Below are 23,938 nucleotides of genomic sequence, written 5' to 3'. Positions count from 1 at the left end.
CCGCTGGATGACCGCTAACAGGCGGCAGCGGACCATGTCTCACCGACATGCGTGATCCACCCACCCGCCCGCGCGCTTCAGAAATCCCGGTTCTCGCCCGCTCCGCTTTCGGCTAGGCGCTTCAACGATGGGTAGGACGATCCCTTGCGACGTGGCGATCGTCGGCGGCGGGCTGGCCGGTGGGCTGATCGCGCTGGCGCTCAAGGCGAAGCGGCCCGATTGCGACGTGCGCGTCATCGAATCGGGGGCGGCGTTCGGCGGCGATCATGTCTGGTCGTTCTTCGGCAGCGACGTGGAGAGCGCGGACCGCTGGCTGGTCGCGCCGCTGGTGGTGCATGGCTGGCGCGGCTATGACGTCGCCTTTCCCCGGCTGAAGCGGCAGGTCGATGCGACCTATTATTCGCTGACCAGCGAACGGCTGGACGCGGTGGTGCGCGAACGGCTGCCGGCGCAGGCGGTGATGACGGGGCGCAAGGTGCTCGCCGCCTCCGCCACCGCGGTGGTGCTCGCCGACGGCGACCGGGTGGAGGCGGGCGGCGTGATCGATTGCCGCGGGCCGGGCGACCTCGCCACGCTGGACCTCGGCTGGCAGAAGTTCGTCGGGCAGGAGCTGGCGCTGCGCGAGCCGCACGGTGCCGGCGGGCCGACGGTGATGGACGCGACGGTCGCGCAGATCGACGGCTATCGCTTCGTCTACTGCCTGCCCTTCGCCGAGCGGACGATGTTCGTCGAGGATACCTATTACAGCGACACGCCCGACCTGGACGGCGCCGCGATCGGCGCGCGCATCGCCGATTATGCCGCGCAGCGGGGCTGGCAGGTCGAGGCCATCGTCCGCGGCGAGGCGGGGGTGCTGCCGATCACGCTGGGCGGGGATTTCGACGCCTATTGGCGCTCGACCGGCGGCAACATCGCCAAGGCGGGGATGCGCGCCGGGCTGTTCCAGCCGGCGACGGGCTATTCGCTGCCCGATGCGGTGCGGCTGGCGGTACGGATCGCCGGGCTGACCGACCTGTCGGGCGGGGCGCTCGCACGCTTCACCCACGATCATGCGGCGGCGGCGTGGAAGCGCGGCGCCTTCTATCGGATGCTGAACGCGATGATGTTCCGCGCCGGCGATCCGGCGGAACGCTGGCGCATCATCGAGCGCTTCTACCGGCTGGACCCGACGCTCATCACCCGTTTCTATGCCGGGCGATCGAGCCTGAGGGACAAGGCGCGGATCCTGACCGGCAAGCCGCCGGTGCCGGTCGGTGCCGCGATCAGGGTATTGCGGACGACACAATGGCGGTGACGGTGTGGCCGGGGACGGTGTGGCGATGACGAGACAGGGAATGGACAGCATGCAATCGGCAATCGTCATCGGTTCGGGCTTCGGCGGTTTGGCGCTGGCGATCCGGCTGCAATCGGCAGGCGTGCAGACGACGATCGTCGAGGCGCGCGACAAGCCGGGCGGCCGCGCCTATTATTGGGAGCGTGACGGCTTCACCTTCGATGCCGGGCCGACCGTCATCACCGATCCCGCCTGCCTGAAGGAATTGTGGGCGCTGACCGGGCGCGACATGGCCGAGGACGTGACGCTGGAGCCGGTGTCGCCCTTCTACCGGCTGAACTGGGCGGACGGCACCAACTTCGACTATTCGAACGACGAAGCAGCGTTGCAGCGCGAGATCGGCAAGCTCAACCCCGCCGACGTCGCCGGGTACCACCGTTTCCTCGAATATGCGGAAGGGGTGTATCGCGAGGGATACGAAAAACTGGGGCATGTCGCCTTCCTCGACTTCGCCTCGATGGTGAAGGCGGCGCCGGCGCTCGCCAAATACCAGGCGTGGCGATCGGTCTATTCGATCGTGTCCAAATATGTCGCCAACGAGAAGCTGCGCGAGGCGCTGAGTTTCCACACCCTGCTGGTCGGCGGCAACCCGATGACGACCAGCGCGATCTATGCGCTGATCCACAAGCTGGAGCGCGACGGCGGCGTCTGGTTCGCGCGCGGCGGCACCAACCGGCTGGTGGCGGGCATGGTGGCGCAGTTCCAGCGGATCGGCGGCACGCTGCGGCTCGGCGATCCGGTGACCGCGATCGAGACGCTGGGCGACCGCGTCACCGGCATCACGACGCAAAGCGGCTGGTCGCAGACCGCCGACGCGGTGGCGGCGAACAGCGACATCATGCACACCTATCGCGACCTGCTGTCGACGTCGCGCAGTGCGCAGCGGACGCGCGGCAGCCTTGAAAAGAAGCGCTATTCGCCGTCACTGTTCGTGGTGCATTTCGGCATCAAGGGCGCGTGGCCCGGCATTCCGCACCACATGATCCTGTTCGGCCCGCGCTACAAAGGGCTGCTGGAGGATATCTACGACCATGGCGTGCTGGCGCAGGATTTCTCGCTGTACCTGCACCATCCGACGGTGACCGACCCGAGCCTGGCGCCCGAGGGGCATTCGACCTTCTACGCGCTGGCGCCGGTGCCGCACATGGGCAAGTTCCCGGTCGACTGGAACGAGGTCGGGCCGATCCTGGAAAAGCGCATCCTCGACGAGGTCGGGCGGCGGCTGATCCCCGACATCCACGAGCGGATCGTCACCAAGTTCAGCTATGCGCCGAGCGATTTCGCCACCGACCTCAACGCGCACATGGGCTCGGCGTTCAGCCTGGAGCCGATCCTGACGCAGAGCGCCTATTTCCGCGTCCACAACCGCGACGACCATATCCCGAACCTGTATTTCGTGGGGGCCGGCACCCATCCGGGCGCGGGGATTCCGGGCGTGGTCGGCAGTGCGAAGGCGACCGCGGCGCTGATGCTGGGGGGACGGTAGACCCGGTCCCATCCAAGGACCGGCGGCGCGGCGAACGTGCGCGTGCGTCCGCCCGGCCGCATCGGCGACTAACCTGCGTTGGGGTATGGCCTTGATCCATATCTATACTGCCGCCATGACAACGAAGACGCGCACGCACGCGGCATGGCGCCACCGCCGGGACAGGCGCTCGCTGGCGCAGAGACGGCGCGCGTCGCCGTTCCGGCGCACGCTGATGCAGCGCCTTCGCCACTGGTTGGCGACGGTGCTGCGGCACCTTTGACGGTGGCGCCGCTTTCCCGACACCGACACTGATACCGACATTGGCACGATCGGGCGGCTGATCGGCGAAGCCCGCCCCATGCTGCGGGACCAGCCGCGGCATGGGGCCGGTGGTCAGTTCGGTTGCGAGCGCTCGTTCGTACTGCTCATGTTGAGCGCCCTGCGGAAATCGGTGACGCCTTGCTGGGTGACGCCGTCGAACCGCGCCCATTCCGCCTCCGTGTTGCAGACGCGCGTCGGCAGGAACGATCCCGTCGGGGTCAGCGAACGGCATTTCTTTTTCGGCTTGGCCGGAGGCGTCATATCGTCGGCCCTGGTCTGTGCCGCTGCCGGCGCGACGAGCAAGGCGATGGCGAGCGCCGCTGCTGTGCCATGGACGTACCTGAACATGCGTGCCGTTTCCCCGGTTGTTTCGGGCAGAGGTTGCGACAGCGCAGCTGTCTTATCAAGCCGTTGAATGACGCACGATGTCGTCCGGCGAAACGGACACGAGCCTGCATGAGGACGGGCGCAAGGCTTGTCCCTGCCCGGCCCTTGGCGTAGCGCCGGCCCATGAAACGCCTCGCCATCTATTGCGGCTCCGCGACGCCGGCCGACCCCGTCTACATCGAATCCGCCCGCGCGATCGGGCGCACCCTTGCCACACGCGGCATCGGCGTCGTCTATGGCGGCGGCCGGCTGGGGCTGATGGGGGCGATCGCCGACAGCGCATTGGAGGCGGGCGGCGAGGTGATCGGCGTGATCCCGCAGGCGCTGGTCGATGCGGAGGTGGCGCATCGCGGCCTCACCGAACTGCACGTCGTCGCCGGCATGCACGCGCGCAAGGCGGCGTTCACCGACCTCGCCGACGGCTTCGTCACCATTCCCGGCGGCACCGGCACGATGGACGAATTGTGGGAAGCCTTGTCCTGGGCGCAGCTTGGCTATCATGCCGATCCGGTCGGGCTGCTCAACGTCGCGGGCTATTACGATCACCTGATCGCCTTTTGGGAGAAGTCGGCGGAGGTCGGCTTCCTGCGGCCGCAGCATCGCGACCTGCTGATCGTCGACGATACGCTGGACGGGCTGCTCGCCAAGATGGACGCCCACGTGCCGACGCAGCCGATCGTGCGGATGAAGACGTCTGACCTTTGAAGCCGCTGGAATCGTTGGTGCTGAGCCTGTCGCAGCACAGGTGAGTCTCATCGCCCTTCGACACGCTCAGGGCTAACGGGAGTAGGTGAACGCCGTGTCCGCTTCATCAGCGCCCTCGCCCAGCCGCGACGCGATCGTCGCCACCGCGCATGAATCGATCGCGCGCGGATCGAAGAGCTTTGCGGCGGCGAGCCTGTTGTTCGATCCGCGCACCCGCGAACGGGCGTGGCTGCTCTATGCCTGGTGCCGCGCCTGCGACGATATCGCCGACGGGCAGGATCATGGCCACGACCTGCGCGCGGTGGAGGATGCGCCGCGGCGGATCGCGGCGATGGCGACGCTGACCGAAGGCGCGCTGGCGGGAGAGACGATCGGCGTTCCCGCGTTCGACGCGCTGCGCATCGTCGCGGGCGAGACCGGGCTGCCGGCGCGGTTCGCGCGCGACCTGATCCAGGGCTTCCGACTGGACGGCGAGGGCTGGCGGCCGTGGTCGGAGGACGACCTGTACCGGTACTGCTACCATGTCGCCGGCGTCGTCGGCTGCATGATGGCGGTCGTCATGGGCGTGGCGCCGGACGACGAGGCGGTGCTCGACCGCGCCTGCGACCTCGGCATGGCGTTCCAGCTCGCCAATATCGCGCGCGATGTGGACGAGGATGCGCGCGGCGGGCGCTGCTACCTGCCCGGCGCGTGGCTGGCGGAAAAGGGCATCCCTGCGGATGCGGTCGCGGCGCCGGAGCATCGCGAGGCGATCGCCGACCTCGCGCGGCGGCTGACGGATCGTGCTGCGGCGTTCGAGGCGAGCGCGCGGCAGGGGACGCGGGCGCTGTCGTTCCGCTCGGCCTGGGCGGTGCTGGCGGCGGCGGCGATCTATGGCGCTATCGGGCGCAAGGTGGCCGCGCTGGGGCCGCGGGCGTGGGATGCGCGGGTGACGACGTCGAAGGGGGACAAGCTGCGCTTCATCGCGCGGGCGGCGGTGGAGGCGCGGGGGCGAGGGGCGTTGCCGTTCGTGGCGCGGGATGCGGGGTTGTGGACGCGCCCTCGATAGGGTTTCGCTCTCACCCTTCGGCCGCTTCGCGGCCTCTTCCCTCTCCCAACGGGAGAGGGAACTTGGATCAATGACTCCGGCCGAAGTCGGGCTTGGCGTCGTCCTGGCCCTGTTCGATGATCGAGCGGCGGATCGCGCGGGTGCGGGTGAAGAGGTCGAACAATTGGTCGCCGTCGCCCCAGCGGATCGCGCGCTGCAACATGGTGACGTCTTCGGTCAGGCGCTGCAGGATCTCCAGCACCGCCTCGCGATTGTTGAGGAAGACGTCGCGCCACATCGTCGGGTCGGAGGCGGCGATGCGGGTAAAGTCGCGGAAACCGCCGGCGGAGAATTTGATGACCTCGCTCTGGGTCACCTCCTCCAGGTCGCTGGCGGTGCCGACGATCGAATAGGCGATCAGATGGGGCACGTGGCTGGTCACCGCGAGGACGAGATCGTGGTGCCGGGGCGTCATCACCTCGACCGCGGCGCCCAGCGCTTCCCAGAAGGCGCGCAGGCGGGCGACGGGGGCTTCCGGCGTCCCCTCCTCCGGCGTCAGGATGCACCAGCGGCCGCGGAACAGCGTCGCGAAGCCCGCCTCCGGCCCGCTGTGCTCGGTGCCGGCGACGGGGTGGCCGGGGACGATCGTCGCGTGCGGCAGCACGGCGCGCAGCGCGGCGAGCACGCTCTCCTTGGAGCCGCCGACGTCGCTGACGATCGCGTCCGCAGGCAGATCGTCGGCGAATTCGGCGGCGACCGCGCCCATCGCCCCGACGGGGACGCAGAGCATGACGAGATCGGCGTCGACCACCGCCGCGCCGGCGCTGTCGGCGATATCGTCGGCAAGGTCGATGCGCGTCGCGATGGCGCGCACCTCCGGCGAGGCGTCATAGCCGGTGATCCGCACCGTCGGCATCGCCTGCCGCACCGCGCGGGCGACCGACGAGCCGATGAGGCCCAGGCCGATGATCGTGACGCGTGCGAAGGGGAGCATCAGCCGGTCCGGTCGGTCTCGGCGCGCAACACGGCGACGACGTCGCGCATCTCGGCTTCGGTGCCGATGGTGATGCGCAGGCCGTGGGGCAGGCCCTGCCCCGGCAGCCAGCGCGTCGCATAGCCCGCCGCCATCAGCGCCTTGTAGGCGTCTTCCGCGGTCAGCAGCCCTTCGAACAGGACGAGCACGAAATTGGCCTTGCTCGGCACCGCGCGCAGGCCGGGCAGCGCGTCGACCTGTTCGCTGAACCACGCGCGCCATTGCCGGTTGTGTTCGCGGCTGTGCGCGACGAACCCGGCGTCGCCGAGCGCGGCGATCGCGGCGGCCTGCGCGCCGATGCTGAACGCGAAGGGCGCGCGGATACGGTGCATCGCGGCGATGATCTCAGCGCTGGCATAGCCCCAGCCGACGCGTTCGGAGGCGAGGCCGAAGATCTTCGAGAACGTACGCGTCACCAGCACGTTGGGCTGGCTGCGGGCGAGTTCCAGCCCGCCGTCGTCATCCTCGGGATCGAGATATTCGGTGTACGCCTGGTCGAGGACGAGCAGCACCGATTTGGGCAGACCGGCGTGGAGGCGCGCGATCTCTTCGCGGGTCGAGTAGGTGCCGGTCGGATTGTTGGGGTTGGCGACGAACACGACCTTGGTCCGCTCGGTCACCGCGGCGAGGATCGCGTCGACATCGGTCGCATAGTCGCGGTCCGGCACCACGACCGGCGTCGCACCGACGCGGCGCGTCGCGATCTCGTACACCGCGAAGCCGTAGCGGACGTGGATGATCTCGTCCCCCGGCCCGGCGAAGGTGCCGGCGGCGAGGTGCAATACCTCGTCCGAGCCGGTGCCGTAGATCAGCCGGTCCGCCTCGACGCCGTAATGCGCCGCCAATGCGGCGCGCAGGTCGACCGCGGCGGCATCCGGATAGCGTTCGAGGTGCGTCGCGGCGTCGCGATAGGCGGCGCGTGCGCCCTCGGGCGTGCCGAAGGGGTTTTCGTTCGACGACAGCTTGGCGACCTTGCGGCCGTCCTCGCTGGTGGCGCGGCCGGGGACATAGGGCGCGATGCCGAGGATCCACGGCTTGGGGGCAGGTGCGGTCATGGCTGCGGCCATAGCGGCCGCGACCGAACGTTGACAACTTGCTTCCGCGCGGCGTGGGCCGTAGCGGACGCATCACGATGACCGACGATCAGCGCTTCGGATGTGGCCGCCACGTGACGCTGCCGGGGCCGCTGCGGCTCGACGGCGGCGTGCTGCTGTCGCCGGTCGAGATCGCGTACGAGACCTATGGCACGCTGGCCGCAGACGGCGGCAACGCGATCCTGATCTGCCATGCGCTGACCATGGACCAGCATGTCGCATCCGCGCATCCGCGCACCGGCAAGCCCGGCTGGTGGATCAGCATGGTGGGGCCGGGCAAGCCGATCGACACCGACCGCTATTTCGTGATCTGTTCGAACGTGCTCGGCAGTTGCATGGGATCGTCCGGCCCGGCGAGCATCAATCCCGCGACCGGGCGGCCGTGGGGCATGGCGTTTCCGGTCATCACCATCCGCGACATGGTGCGCGCGCAGGCGCTGCTGCTCGACCATCTCGGCGTCGGCCGATTGAAGGCGGTGGTCGGCGGGTCGATGGGCGGCATGCAGGCGCTCTCCTGGCCCGCGACCTTCCCGGATCGCGTGGCGGCGGCGGTGGTGATCGCCTCGACCGCGCGCCATACCGCGCAGAACATCGCCTTCCACGAGGTCGGCCGGCAGGCGATCATGGCCGATCCGACCTGGGCGGGCGGCGATTATTACGGCGGCGAGCCGCCTGCCGCCGGCCTCGCCGTCGCACGGATGGCGGCGCACATCACCTATCTCTCCGAAGCGGGGCTGACCGAGAAGTTCGGCCGGCGGTTGCAGGCGAGGGACGCCAAGAGCTTCGGCTTCGACGCCGATTTTCAGGTGGAAAGCTATCTGCGCCACCAGGGGTTGAGCTTCGTCGACCGGTTCGATGCCAACAGCTACCTCTATATCACCCGCGCGATGGACTATTTCGACCTCGCCGAGGAGCATGGCGGCCTGCTCGCCAACGCCTTCCGCGCCAGCGCCGCGCGCTTCTGCCTGGTCAGTTTCGATACCGACTGGCTGTATCCGACGATCGAATCGCGCAGCATCGTGGCGGCGCTCAACGCGGCGGGCGCGCCGGTCAGCTTCGTCGAGCTGTCCAGCCCCTATGGCCACGACGCCTTCCTGCTCGAGGCGCCGGAGATGAACCGGGTGGTCGACGGCTTCCTGAAGGGGGGACGATGATCGCGCTGGACGACGATCGGGCGCGGCTCGACGTGGCGCGCATCCATGGCTGGCTGGCCTCGAGCTATTGGTCGCCGGGGATCGACCGCGCGCTGGTGGAACGCGCAATCGCCGGGTCGCACTGCCTCGGCGCCTATGCGGATGGCGCGCAGGTCGGCTTCGCGCGGGCGATCACCGATCACGCCACCTTCGCCTGGATCGCCGATGTATGGGTGGACGAGGGCGCGCGCGGCCGCGGGCTGGGCCGGCGCATGGTCGGCTGGTTCGTCGACCATCCGCGCTTCGCCGGCATCCGCCGCATCGGCCTGGTCACCGCCGACGCGCACGGCGTCTACGAAGCGCTGGGGTTCCATGCCCCGCTGCGGCCCGACCGCTATATGGAGCGGCTGTCGCCGGACGCGGCGGCGCAGCTGCGGGCGGCACCATGAGCCTGCGACCCGACCTGGCGGTGATCGCCAGCCACGTCGCCACCGGTGCGCGCGTGCTGGATATCGGCTGCGGCGACGGCGCGCTGATGGCGGCGCTGCGCGACACCCGCGGCTGCGACGCGCGCGGGCTGGAGATCGATGCGGGCAACGTCGCGGCGGCGGTGGCGCGCGGGCTGTCGGTGATCCAGGGCGATGCCGACGTCGATCTCGCCGCCTATCCCGACAAGAGCTTCGACTATGCGATCCTCAGCCAGACGCTGCAGACCGCGCGGGCACCCGACGTGGTACTGGAGCATCTGCTGCGCATCGGCCGGCGGGCGTTCGTCAGCTTTCCCAATTTCGCGCAATGGCGCGTGCGCCTGTCGCTGCTGTGGGGCGGGCGGATGCCGGTGACGCGGCAGCTGCCCGAGCAATGGTATGACACGCCCAACATCCACCATGTCACCATCGACGATTTCCGCGCCTTCCTGAAGGAACGGCGGGTCGTGGTGGAGGATGCCTGGTTCCTGTCGGGCGACCGCGAGCGCAGTTCGGCGGCCGCCAACCTGCTCGCGCAGCATGCGGTGTTCCTGTTGCGGCGCTGACACGCGCGTGTCGAATTCGGACACACCAGCGAAAAATCGTGGAACCAAAGCGATTAACCTGGGTTTGGCTATGCCAAGCCAGGATGCACGATGACCAAAACAGCCCTGATCGTCGAGGATGAGATTTTCGTTGCTCTCGACCTTGAACGTATCCTGCTCGACGCGGGATATGCGGTTGCCGCCATCGCCGCCGACAGCGCGAGCGCGATCGAGGCGGCGCCGGGATGCGGCTTCGCCTTCGTCGACGTGAACCTGCGCGATGGGCCGACCGGCCCCGGCATCGCCGAGCGGATGGCGCGCGATTATGGCGTGAAGGTCGTATTCGTCACCGCCAACCCGTCGCAGATCGATTGCAGCAGCGATTGCGCGATCGGCTACATCCGCAAACCGTTCAGCGAAGCCGCGATCCTGGCGGCCGCCGCGATGGCGACCGAGCCCGAGGCGGCGCCTCCCGCCAATGACGATGTCGTGGTGTACCGTTCGACGGGCAGCTGATCGGCGCGCAGGGGAATAACGAAGACGGGTAGATCAACCCGCCGCAGGGGTGTCACCCCGTCACGCCGATGCCATCACGTCCGGCTGAACGCGGCGAGCGGTACGCGGATCGTCGCGACCAGGCCATCCGGCCGCCAGTCGCGATCCACCGCCCCGCCGAGCTGGCGCACCGCGGACAATTCGATGAGCTGGCTGCCGAACCCTGCGGACAGATCGGGTTTGATGACGGCCGGGCCGTGCCGTTCCACCCAGCACAAGGTCGCCTCGCGCCCGGCGCGCGTGACCGTCAGTTCGACCTCTCCGGCATCGGCGGACAGAGCGCCATATTTGGTGGCGTTGGTGGCAAGCTCGTGGAACAGCAGGGCGAGCGGCGTCGCCGAGCGATCATCGATCTCGATCTCGTCGCCGCGGATCACGATCGGATGGCGATCGGCGCGACGATAGGGTTCGAACAATTCGCCGAGCAGGCCGTGCAGGCTGTTCTGCTGCGCCGAGGGCCGCGACGCCGGGCTGTGCGGGCGGACGAAGTCGTGCGCCCGGCCCAGCGCGGTGATGCGCTGGCGCAGATCGCTCGCCGCCGGCGCGAACTCCGGCCGGCTGCGCGCGGCAAAGGAGATGAGGCCGGAGATCACCGCAAAGATGTTCTTGATCCGGTGCGACAGTTCCTGGCTGATGATCTCGCGCTCGTGCAGCGCGAGCTTTTGTTCGTGGATGTCGGTGCAGGTGCCGAACCAGCGGGTGATCCGCCCGTCGGCGTCGCGGATCGGCAGCGCACGGCCCAGCACCCAGCGATAGCTGCCGTCGAAATGCCGCAGCCGGTATTCGATCTGATAGGGATCGCCGGTGGCGAGCGAATGGCGCCACACCTCCCACGCCCGTGCCTGGTCCTCGGGATGGAACACGCCGTTCCATCCTTCGCCGTCGGTCGATCCGGGCGGGGTGCCGGTGAAGTCGTACCAGCGCGCGTTGTAGTAATCGTGATAGCCGTCGGGCAGCGTCGACCAGACCATCTGCGGCATGGTGTCGGCGAGCGTGCGGAAGCGATCCTCGCTATCGGTCAGCTGGCGCTGCACGTCGCGTTCCGCCGAGCGATGCGCCGCCGCCTCGCGACTGCCGCGCAACCGCGCCATCACCGCCTCCGCCAGCGTCACCAGCCCCTGTGCCTGCAACGGGGTCAGCCCGGCGGCGCGCGGCACGGTGTCGATGATGCACAAGGCGCCCAGCGGCACGCCGTCGTCGGCGATCAGCGGCGCGCCGGCGTAGAAGCGGACCTGCATGTCGCCGGTGACCAGCGCATTGTCGGCGAAGCGGGGATCCTGCGTCGCATCGGGGATGACCATGATCCCGCTCTGCCGCATCGCATGCTGGCAGAAGGACAGGTCGCGCGCCGTTTCGGCGAGCACCAGCCCGCTGCGCGCGAGGAAGCTCTGCCGCGTTTCCTCGACCAGGCTGACGAGCGCGATCGGCGCCTCGCACAAGGCGGCGGCGAAGTCGGTGATCCGCTTCAGCGCCGCGCTGCCGCGCAGCGTATCGACGTCGTGCGCCGCGATCGCGGCGGCGCGCGTCTCCTCGTCGATCGCAGCCTCCGGCGTCACCGCGCAGAGCGCCCCCGGTGCCGTCATCTCCGGCGCCGTCACATCGGGCGGGGGCGTGCTCAGAACGGCACGTCGTCGTCGAGGTCGTCGGCAAAGCCGCCGCCCTGACCGAAGCCGCCACCGCCGCCGCCGCCACGGCTGGCGCCGCCGCCCGACGAACCGCCACCACGGCCGCCGCCGCCATAGCCGCCACCCGACGAACCGCCGCCGCTGCCGCCACCGAAGTCGCTGCCGCCGCCGCCCCAATCGTCGCCACCGCCGCGGCTACCGCCGCCGCCGCCACCCTGGCCGCCGCCGGCGCCGTCGAGCATGGTCAGCACGCTGTTGAAGCCCTGCAGCACGATCTCGGTCGAATAGCGGTCCTGCCCCTGCTGGTCCTGCCATTTGCGGGTGGTCAGCGCGCCCTCGATATACACCTTGGAGCCCTTGCGCAGGAAGCGCTCGGCGACGTTGGCAAGGCCTTCGTTGAAGACCTTCACCGTGTGCCATTCGGTCTTTTCCTTGCGCTCGCCGGAATTGCGGTCCTTCCAGCTTTCCGACGTCGCGATGCGCAGTTCGACGACCTTGCCGCCGTTCTGGAACGACCGCGATTCGGGGTCGCGCCCCAGGTTGCCGACGAGAATGACCTTGTTGACGCTGCCCGCCATGCCTTGCCTTTACGAAGATGCTAGAGGCCGGCGAACACCGCCAGCCAGTATGTGAGTCCGGCCATGATGTAGGCGGCGGCGAACAAATAGCCAACCATGAACAGCGGCCATTTCCAGCCGTTGGTCTCGCGCCGGGTCACCGCGATCGTACTGATGCATTGCGGCGCAAAGACGAACCACATCAGGAAGGCGAGCGCGGTCGGCAGCGTCCAGCGGCCGCGGATCTGGTCGGTGATGCGGTCGGTGCCGCTGCCGTCCTTGTCGTCGATCGCATAGACGGTGCCGATCGCCGACACCGCGACTTCGCGTGCCGCCATCGCCGGCAGCAGCGCCAGCGCGATGTCGCGGTTGAAGCCGATCGGCTTCACGACATATTCGATGGCATGGCCGATGCGGCCGCCGACCGAATAGTCGACCGGGCTGATGCCGCTCCCTTCCGGCGGCTTGGGAAAGCTGAGCAGCAGCCACAGCACCATCGTGGTCGCGGCGATGATCGTGCCGGCGCGCTTCAGGAAGATCACGGCACGCTGCCAGAGCCCCAGCGCGACGTCGCGCATCCGCGGCATCTGGTATTTCGGCATCTCCATCATGAAGCCCGACGACGCGCCCTTGGTGACGGTGCGGCGCAGCACCAGCGCGGCGACATAGGCGCCGGCGATGCCGACGACGAGCAGCCCGAACATCACCACCCCCTGCAAGCGCACGAAGGGGGCGAGCGGCGTGTTGGGGATCATCGCGCCGATGATGAGCGTGTAGACCGGCCAGCGCGCGCTGCACGTCATCAGCGGCGCGATCAGGATGGTGGTCAGGCGATCCTTTTCATCGTCGATGACGCGGGTCGCCATGATCCCCGGCACCGCGCAGGCGAAGCTGGACAGCAGGGGGATGAAGGCGCGCCCCGACAGGCCGACGGTCGCCATCAGCCGGTCCATCAGAAAGGCGGCGCGGACCATATAGCCCGACGATTCGAGCACCAGGATGAAGAGGAACAGGATCAGGATCTGCGGCAGGAACACGATCACCGCGCCAACACCGGCAATCAGGCCGTCGGTGAGCAGCGAGCGCAGGAAGCCGTCGGGCATCGCCGCCTGGATCGCATCGTGCAGCCAGCCGAAGCCCGCATCGATCGCATCCGCCGGCACGCTCGCCCAGGTAAACACCGCCTGGAACATCACGAACAGGATGGCGATCAGCAGCAGCGGCCCGGCGACGGGATGCAGCGCGACCGAATCGAGCAGATGCGCCCAGCGTCGTCCCGCCGTTTCCGACACGGTCGCCGCCGCGGCGATCTGGCGCGCGCGGCGTTGCAGGTGGACGATATCGGCCTGCGTGCCCGCGCCGGGAGCGGGCTTGCGCGCCGCGCCGCCGACCGCATCGCCCAGCGCGGCGCGCAACCCGTCGAGCCCGCGCTTGCGCACCGCGACGGTGGCGATCACCGGCACGCCCAGTTCCCGCTCCAGCACCGCGGCGTCGAGCGTCAGCCCGTCGCGTGTCGCGAGATCGACCATGTTGAGCGCCACCACCACCGGCAGGCCCAAGGCGATCAACTGAAGCGTGAAGCGCAGGTGATTGTCGAGGTTGGCGGCATCGACCACCACGACCAGCGCGTCCGGCAGCCGTTCGAGGCTGCTGGCCCCGGTGACGACGTCGCGCGTGACCCGCTCGTCGGGGCTGGAGGGTTCGAGGCTGTAGGCGCCGGGCAGGTCGATCAGCTCGACCGGGCGGCCATCGTCCAGCACCATGCGGCCCGAATGGCGCTCCACGGTGACGCCGGGATAATTGCCGACCTTTTGCCGGGCGCCGGTGAGCGCGTTGAACAGCGCGCTCTTGCCGGCATTGGGATTGCCGACCAGCGCGACCAGCGGGGATGCGTGCAAGGGCTTATCCGGCGACGGCGGGGCTTACGTGAATGGCACCGGCGACGCCGCGGCGCAGCGCCACCGTCATGCGGCCGATGCGGCAGGCGATCGGGCCGCTGCCGAGCGAGGCACGGTGCAGCACCTCCACCGCGACGCCTTCGTCGAAGCCCAGTTCGCGCAGGCGCCGCGCCTCCGGCACCGCGAGTCGCGCCCAGTCGATGCCGGCGACGGTCGCCCGCTGGCGTCGGGGAAGCGACACGAGATCGAGGGCGGGGACGATGCTACGCGACATATCCATGCTGCGAGTGATTATCATTTACGCAGGGGGGAGTAAAGCGGGCCGGCGCTCGGTTCGACGTGGAAATGTCGGCTTTGGTGGAGTTTGCTCCCTCCCATCTTCCATCCCCCGCCAAGGCGGGGTCCATATCGGCTGACGTAGCTCACATGACATTCAATCCTCCCCCGCCAGGGGGAGGTGGCGCCGTAGGCGACGGAGGGGGAGGACTCCCAACGTCCGTCGTCGCTTACCTCCCCCTCGGTCAGGCTGCGCCTGCCACCTCCCCCTGGCGGGGGAGGACTATCGCTTATGGGCTGTCTGATCCGGGGGCGTTCTTTAATCCTCCGTCATGCCGGACTTGGTCCGGCATCCACCGGGCCGCACACCCATACGCTCTTTATTTTTGCGGCACGGTGGACCCCGGAACGAGTCCGGGGTGACGAAGGATACCGCGATGGCATACCCCTTCACCTCAATCTAGCAGCCGTACCAGCCATAGGTGATAGCCTTGCCTTGGCGGGGGAGGATGAGCGGATGACGATTCGCGTGGATAGGATCACACCACCGGATAGCGCAACCGACCGACGAAGCGCGACAGGCTCGGTCGATGCTCGTAGCGTTTGATGAAACCCGCCTTGGCCTTTTCGAAGCGCATGATGCCGTCGATCCGCCGCGACAGGAAGGCGCGGGTGTCGGCATGGTCCTCGCTCTCGTCGTCGAGGAAGACGGTGACGGTCGCGCCATAGACCGCGAGCAGCATCGCGCGCTTGGTATAGTGATTGTAGTCGGTCGCGGTATCGCCGGCGAGACGCCACATCGTATCGGCGCTGCGCCAGCCGAGGCGCGCGCCCCGCGCGACATTCTGCGGCAGGGCGAGGATCGCCAGGGCGCGGCGCAGCGATTCGCGGTTGGGGGCGACGGCGGCCAGCCGCGCCTCGACCAGCGCGGCGATCCGCGCGCGGATCTTCATCGCGGCCAGCACTTCGGGCGGCAGTTCGGCGGCCATTACGTCGTCGACATGCGCAAACCAGGCGTCGATCATCGTCACCGCACCGTCCGCGAAGGCGAGCCGGGCAAGGTCACGGTCGATCCCGGCCGCGTCGGCCGCCATGTCGCGTGCGGCATCGCTCCAGCCGTCGAAGGCGGCATTGTCCGCGATGCCGGGGGCGAGCGCGGCGCGGATCTCGTCGAGGGTCAGGTCTTCGCTCATGGCACCATCTCCTGCTCCCGGCCGCGCGCCGGCGCAACCTCCGCGCGGCGTACCAGCACCAGCGCCACCGCAACCAACGCGACACCGATCCAATCCGCTCCCTGCAGCCGCTCGCCATAGGCGATCCAGCCGACCGCGCCGGCCACCACCGGCTGGATCAGCAGCGCGATGCCGACGACCAGCGGCGACAATTGGCCGAGCGCGAAGATCATGCATCCCTGCCCCAGCACCTGGCTGACGAGCGCGAGGCCGATCAGCGGCGTCCACTGCTGCGGCAGCACCTGTTCGTGCAGGGCCAGCGCGAACAGCAGCAGCGGCAGCGCGGTGGCAGCGCTCGCCAGCGCCAGCGCCGGCAACGGCCGCATCGCCCCCCTCACCCGCGCCATCAGCACGATATAGACGGTGTAGAGGATGCCGGCGAGGATGCAGAGCAGATCGCCCGCGAGGTTGCGCGGATCGAGCTGGTAGGAGCGCCCCATCAGCAGCCCCGCCCCGATCGCGGCGAGCAGCAGCGCCACCCCTTGCGTCCGCGACGGCCACGCGCGCGCGGCGATGAAGCCGTAGAGCGGGTAGATCAGGATCGCCGAATTGCCGAACAGCGTCGCATTGGCCATGGTCGTGCGGACGATGCCGAGATGCCAGCTGCCGAGATCGGCGGCGAAGGCGACCCCGCCGATCGCGATCATCACCCACAGCGCCGGCGGCATCCGCACCGGCCGCGCCCCCGTGCCGACCGCCAGCGCGGCGAGGAACGGAATGGCGACGGTGATTCGCCAGAACCCCGCCGCGACCGGTCCGACGTCGGCGAGGCGGACGAACCACGGGCCGAAGGCGAGCGCGACATTGGCGACGACGAGCGCGGCGAAGGCCAGACCGGTGGATGCCGTAGCGGCAGGCGCCGGCGTTGCGTCCGGGACAGTTTTTCTTGTGGCGGCGCGCGCGTGCATGCCGCCCTGTAGCCGCCTATCTCCGCCGCGTCAGGCTTTTAAGGAGTAGTCATGCCAAGCCTTTTCGATCCCATCCAGCTCGGCGACATCCACGCCGCCAACCGCGTCCTGATGGCACCGCTGACCCGCGGCCGGTCGACCGACGACCATGTCCCGACCGAACTGATGATCGATTACTACCGCCAGCGCGCCGGCGCCGGCCTCATCATCAGCGAAGGCACCGGCGTCAGCCGGCAGGGCCTCGGCTGGCCCAACGCGCCGGGGCTGTGGACCGAGGCGCAGGTGGAGGCGTGGAAGCCGGTGACCGACGCGGTGCACGCGGCGGGCGGTCGGATCGTCGCCCAGATCTGGCACATGGGCCGGCTCGCCCGCCCGGATGTGATCGGCATGACGCCGCTGTCCTCGTCGGCGACGCGCGCGCCCTATCACAAGCCGGACAATCCGTATGCCGAGGCGCAGGCGGCGAGCCTGGACGACATCAAGCGCGCGCAGGACGATTACGCCACCGCCGCCACCAACGCGATCCGGGCGGGCTTCGACGGCGTGCAGCTGCACGGCGCCAATGGCTATCTGATCGACCAGTTCCTGCGCGACGGCACCAACCTGCGCGACGACGATTACGGCGGGTCGCCTGAAAACCGCATCCGCTTCATGCGCGAGGCGGTCGAGCGGGTGATCGATGCGATCGGTGCGGGCCGCACCGGCATCCGCCTGTCGCCCAACGGCGAGACGCAAGGGGCGGACGACAGCGATCCCGCCAGCGTCTTCGTCCCCGCCGCGGCCGCGCTCGACGCGCTCGGCATCGCCTTCCTCGAACTGCGCGAGCAGGCGCCCGACGGCACCTTCGGCAAGAGCGACGTGCCCAAGCTCAGCCCGCAGATCCGCGAGGTGTTCAAGGGGCCGCTGATCCTCAACCAAGATTACAGCCTGGAAGGCGCGCAGGCGGACCTCGACTCGGGGCTGGCGGACGGTATCGCCTTCGGCCGCAAGTTCATCGCCAATCCGGACTTGGTCGAACGCCTTCGCCGGGGCGCGCCGCTCAACGCGGACAACCAGGCGACGTGGTATTCGAAGGGGCCCGAGGGCTATACCGACTATCCGGCGCTGGAAACCGAGGCGGCGTAGTGGGCTGACGGCGCGCTGTTACGACGCGCGTCGCTTACCTCCCCCTCCGCCATGCCTTCGGCATGCCACCGCATCGGGAATGCGCAAGTCCTCCCTCGGCGCAGCCGGGGGAGGGGGACCGCCGGCGAAGCCGGTGGTGGAGGGGGCGGCTCCGCGGGCGGGACGCTTGCCGTTTCGCCCAGCGAACGTCGGACCAGATCCGTTAGCCCTGAGCCTGTCGAAGGGCATCGTGCCGCGAGCGTACTGCTTGTGGAGGCCCGCCCTTCGACAAGCTCAGGGCTAACGCGGTAGAGTGAACCGGATCTGTTGCGCGATGCCGTAGCCTTACCGCCCCAGGTCGGGCACCAGCCGCTTGAGGTCCGCCGGCGCTAGGCGCCGCACGTCGAGGGCATCGACGCCGGCGACCAGGATCTCGCCGAGGCTGCGTTCGCCGGTGTCGATCAGGATGCCCTCCGCCGTCGAGCGCAGCGCGCCCCAGGCGACCTCTCGCACCGCGATCCGCTTGCCGCGACGCTGCATCACCGCGACGCGGCCGGCGCGATCGATCGCCAGCGCGCCGCCGCCATCGGCGCCGACCACCGCGCCCTGCGTCTCGAACCCGGCCAGCGACGCCTCGGCCGCCTCCGCCGCATCCTCGGGCGTGCCGATCCGTTGCGGCCGCGCCCGCAGGCGCAGCAGCGCCCATCCCCCGACGGCGACGAGCAGCAGGATCGCTGCCGCGACGCCGGCCAGCAGGCGCGGATCGCTCTCCATTGCGATCACTGCGCGCCGGCGAGCGCATCCAGCGTCGGCCGCATCGCCGACAAATCGTAGCCGGCTGCCCTCGCCTGGTTGACCAGCAGTTCGGGATTGCGCCCCGCCTTTGCCGCGGCGAGCGCCCACAGGTTGCAGCTGCGCGTGCCCGAACGGCAATAGGCGAGCACCGGACCGTCGGCGTGGACCAGCACGTCCGTCATCGCATCGATCTGCGGGTGCGAGAAGCCGGCGTGGGTGACCGGGATGGCGGCATAGCCGAGCCCGGCCGCCTCCGCCGCCGCGCGGATCGCGTCGCCGGCGGGCTGGCCCGCCTCTTCCTCGTCGGGGCGGTTGTTGACGATCGCGACGAAGCCCGCCGCCTTGATCGCGGCGACGTCCTCCGGGGTGATCTGCGGGGCGACACTGACGGATTCGTTGACGGTGCGGATATCGGCCATCCGGTGCCGATACGCGATCGGCCGAGGCGCGTCAGCCGTTTTCGGACGTATCGCGGATCACTTGCAGGAACGCATCGCCATAGGCGTCGAGCTTGCGCGCGCCGATGCCGGAAAGGTGCATCAGCTCGGCGCGGCTGGCCGGCCGCTGCGCCGCCATCTCGCGCAGCACCGAATCGTGGAAGATGACATAGGGCGGCACGCCCGCCTCCTTGGCGAGATCGCGCCGGCAGCTGCGCAGCGCCTCGAACAACGGGTTATCCGCCGGATTGATGGCGACGCCGGTATCGCGCTTCCTGCCCCGCGTGCGCTTGGGCGGCAGCACCAGCATCACCCGCGCGCCCTCCTTCAGGATCGGCCGCGCGCCGGGGCCGAATTCCAGCCCGCCATGCTGGTTGGTCCTCAGCGCGTCGCGCAGCAGCAGCTGACGCGCGACCGGCTTGACCAGCCCCGCCTCCTCGCCCTCGACGATGCCCCAGACCGACAGCGATTCATGCCCGCGATCGATGCTGCGGTCGGTCGACTGGCCGATCAGCACCTGCTCGATATAGCCGACGCCGAACAGCTGACCGGTGCGGAACACCGCCGACAGGAATTTCTGTGCGACCGTCGTCGCGTCGACCGCATCGGGTGAGCCGAGGCAATTGTCGCAATTGCCGCAATCCTCTTGGGCGTCCTCGCCGAAATGCTTGAGCAGGATGCGGCGGCGGCAGCCCGCGGTTTCGACCAAGGCGCCGAGCGCGGCGAGGCGGGTGCGTTCGCCGGCCTGGCGCTCCGGCTCGACCTCGCCGATGCGCTGGCGGGCGCGGGCGAAATCCTCCGCCCCCCAGAAGAGGTGCGCGACCGCCGGATCGCCGTCGCGGCCGGCGCGGCCCGTTTCCTGATAATAGGCCTCGATCGATTTGGGCAGGCCGGCATGCGCGACGAAGCGGACGTCGGGCTTGTCGATCCCCATGCCGAAGGCGACGGTGGCGCAGATCACCATGTCTTCCGACGCGACGAAATCGGCCTGGTTCCTGGCGCGGATATGCTGTTCGAGGCCGGCGTGATAGGCGCGCGTCGGCCGGCCGGTTCTGGCGAGCGCCTCGGCCAGTTTTTCCGTCGCGGCGCGCGTCTGCGCATAGACGATGCCGGGGCCGGGCGTCGCGGCGATGATGTCGGCGATCTGCTTGTTGGTGTTCGCCTTGGGGGTGATCGCGTAGCGGATGTTGGGCCGGTCGAAGCCCGATACGATCAGCCCGTCCTGCGGGATGCCGAGCTGTTGCAGGATATCGCTGCGGGTGTGCGCGTCGGCGGTCGCGGTCAGCGCAAGGCGCGGCACATCCGGAAAGGCGTCCATCAGCGGCGCGAGCAGGCGGTAATCGGGGCGGAAATCGTGCCCCCATTCGCTGACGCAATGCGCCTCGTCGATCGCGAACAGGCTGAGCGGCGCTTGTCCCAACAGATCGCGGAAATGCCCGGTCGAGGCGCGCTCGGGCGCGATGTAGAGCAGGTCGAGGTCGCCGCCCTTGAAACGCGCGATCGTCTCGGCCCGGTTCTGGTCGGCGCTGGTCAGCGTGCCGGCGCGGATGCCGACCGCCTCGGCCGCGCGCAGCTGGTCGTGCATCAGCGCGATCAAGGGAGAGACGACGACGCACGTCCCCTCCAGCATCACCGCGGGCAGCTGGTAGCAGAGCGACTTGCCCGCCCCAGTCGGCATGACGCCAAGCGTGCGCTCGCCCGCCAGCACGCGACTGACGACATCCTCCTGCACGCCGCGGAACCCCGCGAAACCAAAGACGCGGGAGAGGACGGGCAGCGGATCGGGGATCATCGTGGGGCCCATGTAGGCGCGCGAGGCCGCAGCGTCGAGGCGCGCCGTCGCGTCCATGCCCGAATCGGCCTTGATTGCGCCATCGTAACGACATGCTCCCGACGCTTGATCACGCCGGACACAGGGGAGCGGGAACGATGCGGCGGACGATCACGGCGCTCATGGCCATGATGGCGATCGGCGCTACGCGGGCGCCGCAGGAGCGGGTGATCGCCGCCGACGGAATCGTCTCCGGCCGGATCGGCGACACGCCGCTGCGCCTGCGCATCGACCCCGCCGCCCCTGCCATGCCGCTCGTCACCACCGCCGTCGCCGAGCGCGCGGGGTTGAAGGGTGGCATGTTCGGTACGGTCTACGGCGTCGGGCCGCTGCGCATCCCGGGACGCACGGCGTTGACGCGGATCGATTTCGGCACCGGTGCGGTGAAGCGCCGGGTGTCGTTCGCCCCCCGAGCCTATGCCGCCGGCTTCGACGGCGTGGTCGGGCCGGGCGGGCTGGAGGAGCCGGTGGTCCGCTTCGTGTTGCGCGGGCCGCTGCCGGGCGAACGCACGGTCGCGCTGCCGATGGTCGATCAGGGCGGCATGATGGGCGGCTGGGCGGAACGGTTCGCGTCGATCACCGTCGGCGGCGAGCGGCTGCGCGTCCGTTTCGACCCGCATCATCCGCGCACGCTGGCGACGGCGGCCGCGGGCGTGCGGCTGGCCGCGGCGTTCGGCGGCACGGTATCGGGCACGGCCGGGGAAGAGGAGATCGCCTTCGACATCCGCCGCCCGGTACGCGCGCTGACGCTCTCCCGCCCGATCGACATCGGGCCGATCGCCATCCGGACGCTGGGCGTGCGGACCACCGACAATGGCGACGCCTCGGCCATCGCGGAAGCGGGCGTGGAGCCCGATCCCAACGAGATCGTCGTCACCGCCAAGGGCAAGCACGATCCGGATCGCGATCGCCTGTCGCTCGGCGCGGACGCGCTGGCACGCTGTTCTTCGATCGTCTTCGACAAAGCGGCCAAGGTGATCCGGCTGACCTGCGCCTGACGCGCTATTCCGCCGCCAGCGCGCCCTCGCCGGTGCCCGCCACGTCGGCGTCGTCGCGCTCCTGCGCCTGGCGTGCCCACATTTCGGCATAGAGGCCGCCCTGCCGCAGCAGCGCGGCGTGCGTACCGCGCTCCGCCACCCGGCCGCCGTCGAGCACGACGATCTGGTCGGCGTGGACCACCGTCGACAGGCGGTGCGCGATGACGATGGTGGTGCGGCCGCGCTCGATCGCCTGCAGCGTGTCGAGGATCTCCGCCTCCGTCCGGCTGTCGAGCGCGCTGGTCGCTTCGTCGAGGATCAGGATCGGCGGGTTCTTGAGCAGGGTGCGCGCGATGGCGACGCGCTGCTTTTCGCCGCCGGACAGTTTGAGGCCGCGTTCGCCGACGCGGGTGTCATAGCCCTCGGGCTGGCGCTCGATGAACCCGGCGATCGCCGCGCCTGCCGCCGCCGCCTCGATCTCCGCCCGGCTCGCGCCTTCGCGGCCATAGGCGATGTTGTAGCCGATCGTCTCGTTGAACAGCACCGTGTCCTGCGGAACGATGCCGATCGCATGGCGCAGGCTCGCCTGCGTCACGGCGCGGATATCCTCGCCGTCGATCGTGATCCGGCCGCCGCCGACGTCGTAGAAGCGGTACATCAGCCGCGCGAGCGTCGACTTGCCGGCACCCGACGGGCCGACCACCGCCAGCGTGCTGCCCGCCGGCACGTCGAGGTCGAGGCCGTCGAGGATCGTGCGATCGGCATCGTAGCCGAAGCGCACGCCCTCGAACCGCACATGGCCCTTGCCGATCGCGAGCGGCGGCGCGTCCGGCGCATCGACGACCTCGGCCGGCATGTCGATCAGGTCGAACATGCTCGCCATGTCGATCACCCCCTGGCGGATCGTGCGATAGACCATGCCGAGCAGGTCGAGCGGACGGAACAGCTGCGACAGCAGGGTCGAGACGAACACCACGTCGCCCGCCGAGAAGCGGCCTTGGCTCCACCCCCAGGCGACGAACGCCATGCCGCCGCCGAGCATAACGTTGGTGATGAGCGCCTGCCCGACGTTGAGCCAGGCGAGGCTGTTTTCGGACTTGGTCGCCGCCGCGGCATAGGCGGAGATGGCGGCATCGTAGCGCCGCGCCTCGCGCTCCTCGGCACCGAAATATTTCACCGTCTCGAAATTGAGCAACGAATCGACCGCATGCGCGACCGCGCCGGTATCGAGGTCGTTCATCCGTGCCCGCAAGGCGTTGCGCCAGTCGGTCACCCGCTGCGTGAAGAGGATATAGACCGCGACCATCACCACCGTCGCGGCGACCAGCGGCCAGCCGAAGCTGGTCCAGAAGATCGCCAGCACCATGGCCAGTTCGAGCACGGTCGGCGCGATGTTGAACAGCAGGAAATACAGCATCGTATCGATGCTCTTGGTGCCGCGCTCCACCACCTTGGTGACCGCGCCCGTCCGCCGTTCGAGGTGGAAGCGCAGCGACAGGCCGTGCAGGTGGCGGAAGACGTTGGCCGCCAGCCGCCGCGTCGCATCCTGCCCGACACGCTCGAACACCGCGTTGCGCAGATTGTCGAACAGGGTGGTCGAAAAGCGCGAGGCGGCATAGCCGACCACCAGCAGGATGACGATCGTGGCGAGGCCGCGGTCGCCCACGGCCATCCGGTCGACGGCGTATTTCAGCGTATAGGCGGCGCCGAAGACCTGGACGATCTTGCTCGCGACGACGAGCGCCATGGCACCGACGATGCGCGCCTTCAGCCCCGTCTGTCCGGCCGGCCAGAGGTAGGGAAGAAAGCGGCGGAGGGTCGGCAGCAGCGGCTGGTCGGCGCGGGTCTGGTTGGTCGGATCGGCGGGCGGCATCGCCTGCCATGTAGTCACGGCACGCCCCACGCGAAAGCGACGCGGCGGAACATATTGCGCCCCTTACGGATTTTACCGGACAAGAGCGGAGGGACTTATGGAACCGTTGTTCTACGTGATGGCGATCATGGGCTGTGCCGACGGCAACGTCCAGTGCACCGAAGCTCGGATCATCCCGGCCCGCTACCAGACCATGGCACAATGCCGAGCGGCGCTGCCCGCGCAACTCGCGCGCAACACCGACGTGCCCTACCCGATGATCGGCGCATCCTGCCGTACCGCGGGTGCGCAGGTCGCCAAGGCCGACGGCAAGATTCGGCGGTCCTGACGGTCCCGGTAACCGGCAGGCAGCCGCAT

General features: G+C 69.3%; 24 protein-coding genes. 11 read left to right on the top strand and 13 right to left on the bottom strand.

Features of this window, described 5'->3' with window-relative positions; translation table 11 throughout:
- Positions 1 to 127 precede the first annotated feature (127 nt).
- Both crtY and AC4GY7_RS14110 read left to right on the top strand, forming a co-directional pair.
- Entirely contained in the window at positions 128 to 1,294 is a 1,167-nt protein-coding gene (gene crtY / locus AC4GY7_RS14115) for a lycopene beta-cyclase CrtY (RefSeq protein WP_491115215.1), read from the top strand.
- A gap of 49 nt (positions 1,295 to 1,343) precedes the next feature.
- Complete coding sequence (locus AC4GY7_RS14110) at positions 1,344 to 2,819, top strand: phytoene desaturase (RefSeq protein ID WP_491115380.1); 1,476 nt, start codon at positions 1,344 to 1,346, stop codon at positions 2,817 to 2,819.
- 375 nt (positions 2,820 to 3,194) lie between these two features.
- Here AC4GY7_RS14110 and AC4GY7_RS14105 read toward each other — a convergent pair whose 3' ends face one another.
- A complete protein-coding gene (locus tag AC4GY7_RS14105; protein ID WP_491115213.1) occupies positions 3,195 to 3,470 on the bottom strand; it encodes a hypothetical protein in 276 nt (91 codons plus the stop codon).
- A gap of 162 nt (positions 3,471 to 3,632) precedes the next feature.
- Between AC4GY7_RS14105 and AC4GY7_RS14100 the strand changes: the two genes are divergently transcribed.
- Both AC4GY7_RS14100 and AC4GY7_RS14095 read left to right on the top strand, forming a co-directional pair.
- Entirely contained in the window at positions 3,633 to 4,214 is a 582-nt protein-coding gene (locus tag AC4GY7_RS14100) for an LOG family protein (protein ID WP_443583652.1), read from the top strand.
- Between the two features lie 94 nt (positions 4,215 to 4,308).
- Positions 4,309 to 5,262 (top strand): phytoene/squalene synthase family protein, encoded by a 954-nt coding sequence (locus tag AC4GY7_RS14095; RefSeq protein WP_491115211.1) that lies wholly within the window; start codon positions 4,309 to 4,311, stop codon positions 5,260 to 5,262.
- Between the two features lie 67 nt (positions 5,263 to 5,329).
- Here AC4GY7_RS14095 and AC4GY7_RS14090 read toward each other — a convergent pair whose 3' ends face one another.
- Positions 5,330 to 6,235, bottom strand: coding sequence for a prephenate/arogenate dehydrogenase family protein (locus AC4GY7_RS14090; protein WP_491115209.1), 906 nt, complete (start codon positions 6,233 to 6,235; stop codon positions 5,330 to 5,332).
- On the bottom strand, positions 6,235 to 7,329 hold the full coding sequence (gene hisC, locus AC4GY7_RS14085; RefSeq protein WP_491115207.1) for a histidinol-phosphate transaminase: 1,095 nt from the start codon (positions 7,327 to 7,329) through the stop codon (positions 6,235 to 6,237). The genes AC4GY7_RS14090 and hisC overlap by 1 nt, the downstream gene beginning before the upstream one ends.
- Before the next feature lie 77 nt (positions 7,330 to 7,406).
- Here hisC and metX point away from each other — a divergent pair, with 77 nt between their 5' ends.
- The 4 genes from metX to AC4GY7_RS14065 all read left to right on the top strand — a co-directional run bounded on the left by metX (position 7,407) and on the right by AC4GY7_RS14065 (position 10,029).
- Positions 7,407 to 8,522 (top strand): homoserine O-acetyltransferase MetX, encoded by a 1,116-nt coding sequence (gene metX, locus AC4GY7_RS14080; protein ID WP_491115205.1) that lies wholly within the window; start codon positions 7,407 to 7,409, stop codon positions 8,520 to 8,522.
- Positions 8,519 to 8,950: a GNAT family N-acetyltransferase gene (locus AC4GY7_RS14075; RefSeq protein WP_491115204.1), complete on the top strand. Its 432-nt coding sequence runs from the start codon at positions 8,519 to 8,521 to the stop codon at positions 8,948 to 8,950. Before metX ends, AC4GY7_RS14075 begins: the two co-directional genes overlap by 4 nt.
- Positions 8,947 to 9,534, top strand: a complete 588-nt coding sequence (gene metW, locus AC4GY7_RS14070) for a methionine biosynthesis protein MetW (protein ID WP_443583657.1) — start codon at positions 8,947 to 8,949, stop codon at positions 9,532 to 9,534. The genes AC4GY7_RS14075 and metW overlap by 4 nt, the downstream gene beginning before the upstream one ends.
- Before the next feature lie 90 nt (positions 9,535 to 9,624).
- A complete protein-coding gene (locus AC4GY7_RS14065) occupies positions 9,625 to 10,029 on the top strand; it encodes a response regulator (protein ID WP_443583658.1) in 405 nt (134 codons plus the stop codon).
- A gap of 74 nt (positions 10,030 to 10,103) precedes the next feature.
- On the opposite strand, the gene AC4GY7_RS14060 is transcribed toward AC4GY7_RS14065, so the two are convergent.
- The 6 genes from AC4GY7_RS14060 to AC4GY7_RS14035 form a co-directional block, all read right to left on the bottom strand.
- On the bottom strand, positions 10,104 to 11,651 hold the full coding sequence (locus tag AC4GY7_RS14060; protein ID WP_491115201.1) for a sensor histidine kinase: 1,548 nt from the start codon (positions 11,649 to 11,651) through the stop codon (positions 10,104 to 10,106).
- A gap of 32 nt (positions 11,652 to 11,683) precedes the next feature.
- On the bottom strand, positions 11,684 to 12,271 hold the full coding sequence (gene ssb / locus AC4GY7_RS14055) for a single-stranded DNA-binding protein (RefSeq protein WP_491115200.1): 588 nt from the start codon (positions 12,269 to 12,271) through the stop codon (positions 11,684 to 11,686).
- A 20-nt stretch (positions 12,272 to 12,291) separates the two neighbouring features.
- Complete coding sequence (feoB, locus tag AC4GY7_RS14050) at positions 12,292 to 14,148, bottom strand: ferrous iron transporter B (protein ID WP_491115198.1); 1,857 nt, start codon at positions 14,146 to 14,148, stop codon at positions 12,292 to 12,294.
- Positions 14,149 to 14,152: 4 nt separating this feature from the next.
- Positions 14,153 to 14,428, bottom strand: a complete 276-nt coding sequence (locus AC4GY7_RS14045) for a FeoA family protein (protein WP_443583662.1) — start codon at positions 14,426 to 14,428, stop codon at positions 14,153 to 14,155.
- 535 nt (positions 14,429 to 14,963) lie between these two features.
- The gene (locus AC4GY7_RS14040) at positions 14,964 to 15,617 is read right to left on the bottom strand and encodes a COQ9 family protein (protein ID WP_491115195.1); all 654 of its coding nucleotides are present in this window, start codon (positions 15,615 to 15,617) and stop codon (positions 14,964 to 14,966) included.
- Positions 15,614 to 16,564: a DMT family transporter gene (locus tag AC4GY7_RS14035; RefSeq protein WP_491115193.1), complete on the bottom strand. Its 951-nt coding sequence runs from the start codon at positions 16,562 to 16,564 to the stop codon at positions 15,614 to 15,616. The genes AC4GY7_RS14040 and AC4GY7_RS14035 overlap by 4 nt, the downstream gene beginning before the upstream one ends.
- 51 nt (positions 16,565 to 16,615) lie before the next feature.
- Between AC4GY7_RS14035 and AC4GY7_RS14030 the strand changes: the two genes are divergently transcribed.
- Positions 16,616 to 17,689, top strand: a complete 1,074-nt coding sequence (locus AC4GY7_RS14030) for an alkene reductase (protein ID WP_491115191.1) — start codon at positions 16,616 to 16,618, stop codon at positions 17,687 to 17,689.
- A gap of 324 nt (positions 17,690 to 18,013) precedes the next feature.
- On the opposite strand, the gene AC4GY7_RS14025 is transcribed toward AC4GY7_RS14030, so the two are convergent.
- From AC4GY7_RS14025 to recQ, 3 genes are read right to left on the bottom strand one after another with little or no spacing between them, the layout of a single operon-like run.
- Positions 18,014 to 18,442, bottom strand: coding sequence for a hypothetical protein (locus tag AC4GY7_RS14025; protein WP_443583666.1), 429 nt, complete (start codon positions 18,440 to 18,442; stop codon positions 18,014 to 18,016).
- A 5-nt stretch (positions 18,443 to 18,447) separates the two neighbouring features.
- Positions 18,448 to 18,882, bottom strand: a complete 435-nt coding sequence (locus AC4GY7_RS14020; protein ID WP_491115189.1) for a protein tyrosine phosphatase family protein — start codon at positions 18,880 to 18,882, stop codon at positions 18,448 to 18,450.
- Between the two features lie 31 nt (positions 18,883 to 18,913).
- Positions 18,914 to 20,692, bottom strand: coding sequence for a DNA helicase RecQ (gene recQ, locus AC4GY7_RS14015; RefSeq protein ID WP_491115378.1), 1,779 nt, complete (start codon positions 20,690 to 20,692; stop codon positions 18,914 to 18,916).
- Positions 20,693 to 20,829: 137 nt separating this feature from the next.
- On the opposite strand from recQ, the gene AC4GY7_RS14010 reads away from it, so the two are divergent.
- Positions 20,830 to 21,729: a hypothetical protein gene (locus AC4GY7_RS14010; RefSeq protein WP_491115187.1), complete on the top strand. Its 900-nt coding sequence runs from the start codon at positions 20,830 to 20,832 to the stop codon at positions 21,727 to 21,729.
- 4 nt (positions 21,730 to 21,733) lie between these two features.
- Here AC4GY7_RS14010 and AC4GY7_RS14005 read toward each other — a convergent pair whose 3' ends face one another.
- The gene (locus AC4GY7_RS14005; RefSeq protein ID WP_491115376.1) at positions 21,734 to 23,581 is read right to left on the bottom strand and encodes an ABCB family ABC transporter ATP-binding protein/permease; all 1,848 of its coding nucleotides are present in this window, start codon (positions 23,579 to 23,581) and stop codon (positions 21,734 to 21,736) included.
- 97 nt (positions 23,582 to 23,678) lie between these two features.
- Here AC4GY7_RS14005 and AC4GY7_RS14000 point away from each other — a divergent pair, with 97 nt between their 5' ends.
- A complete protein-coding gene (locus AC4GY7_RS14000; protein ID WP_491115185.1) occupies positions 23,679 to 23,909 on the top strand; it encodes a hypothetical protein in 231 nt (76 codons plus the stop codon).
- Positions 23,910 to 23,938: the final 29 nt, after the last annotated feature.

Source organism: Sphingomonas sp. SP5, from assembly GCF_058313455.1.
Note: the sequence above shows the minus strand (reverse complement) of the source record. Positions and strands in the feature narration are given on the sequence as shown.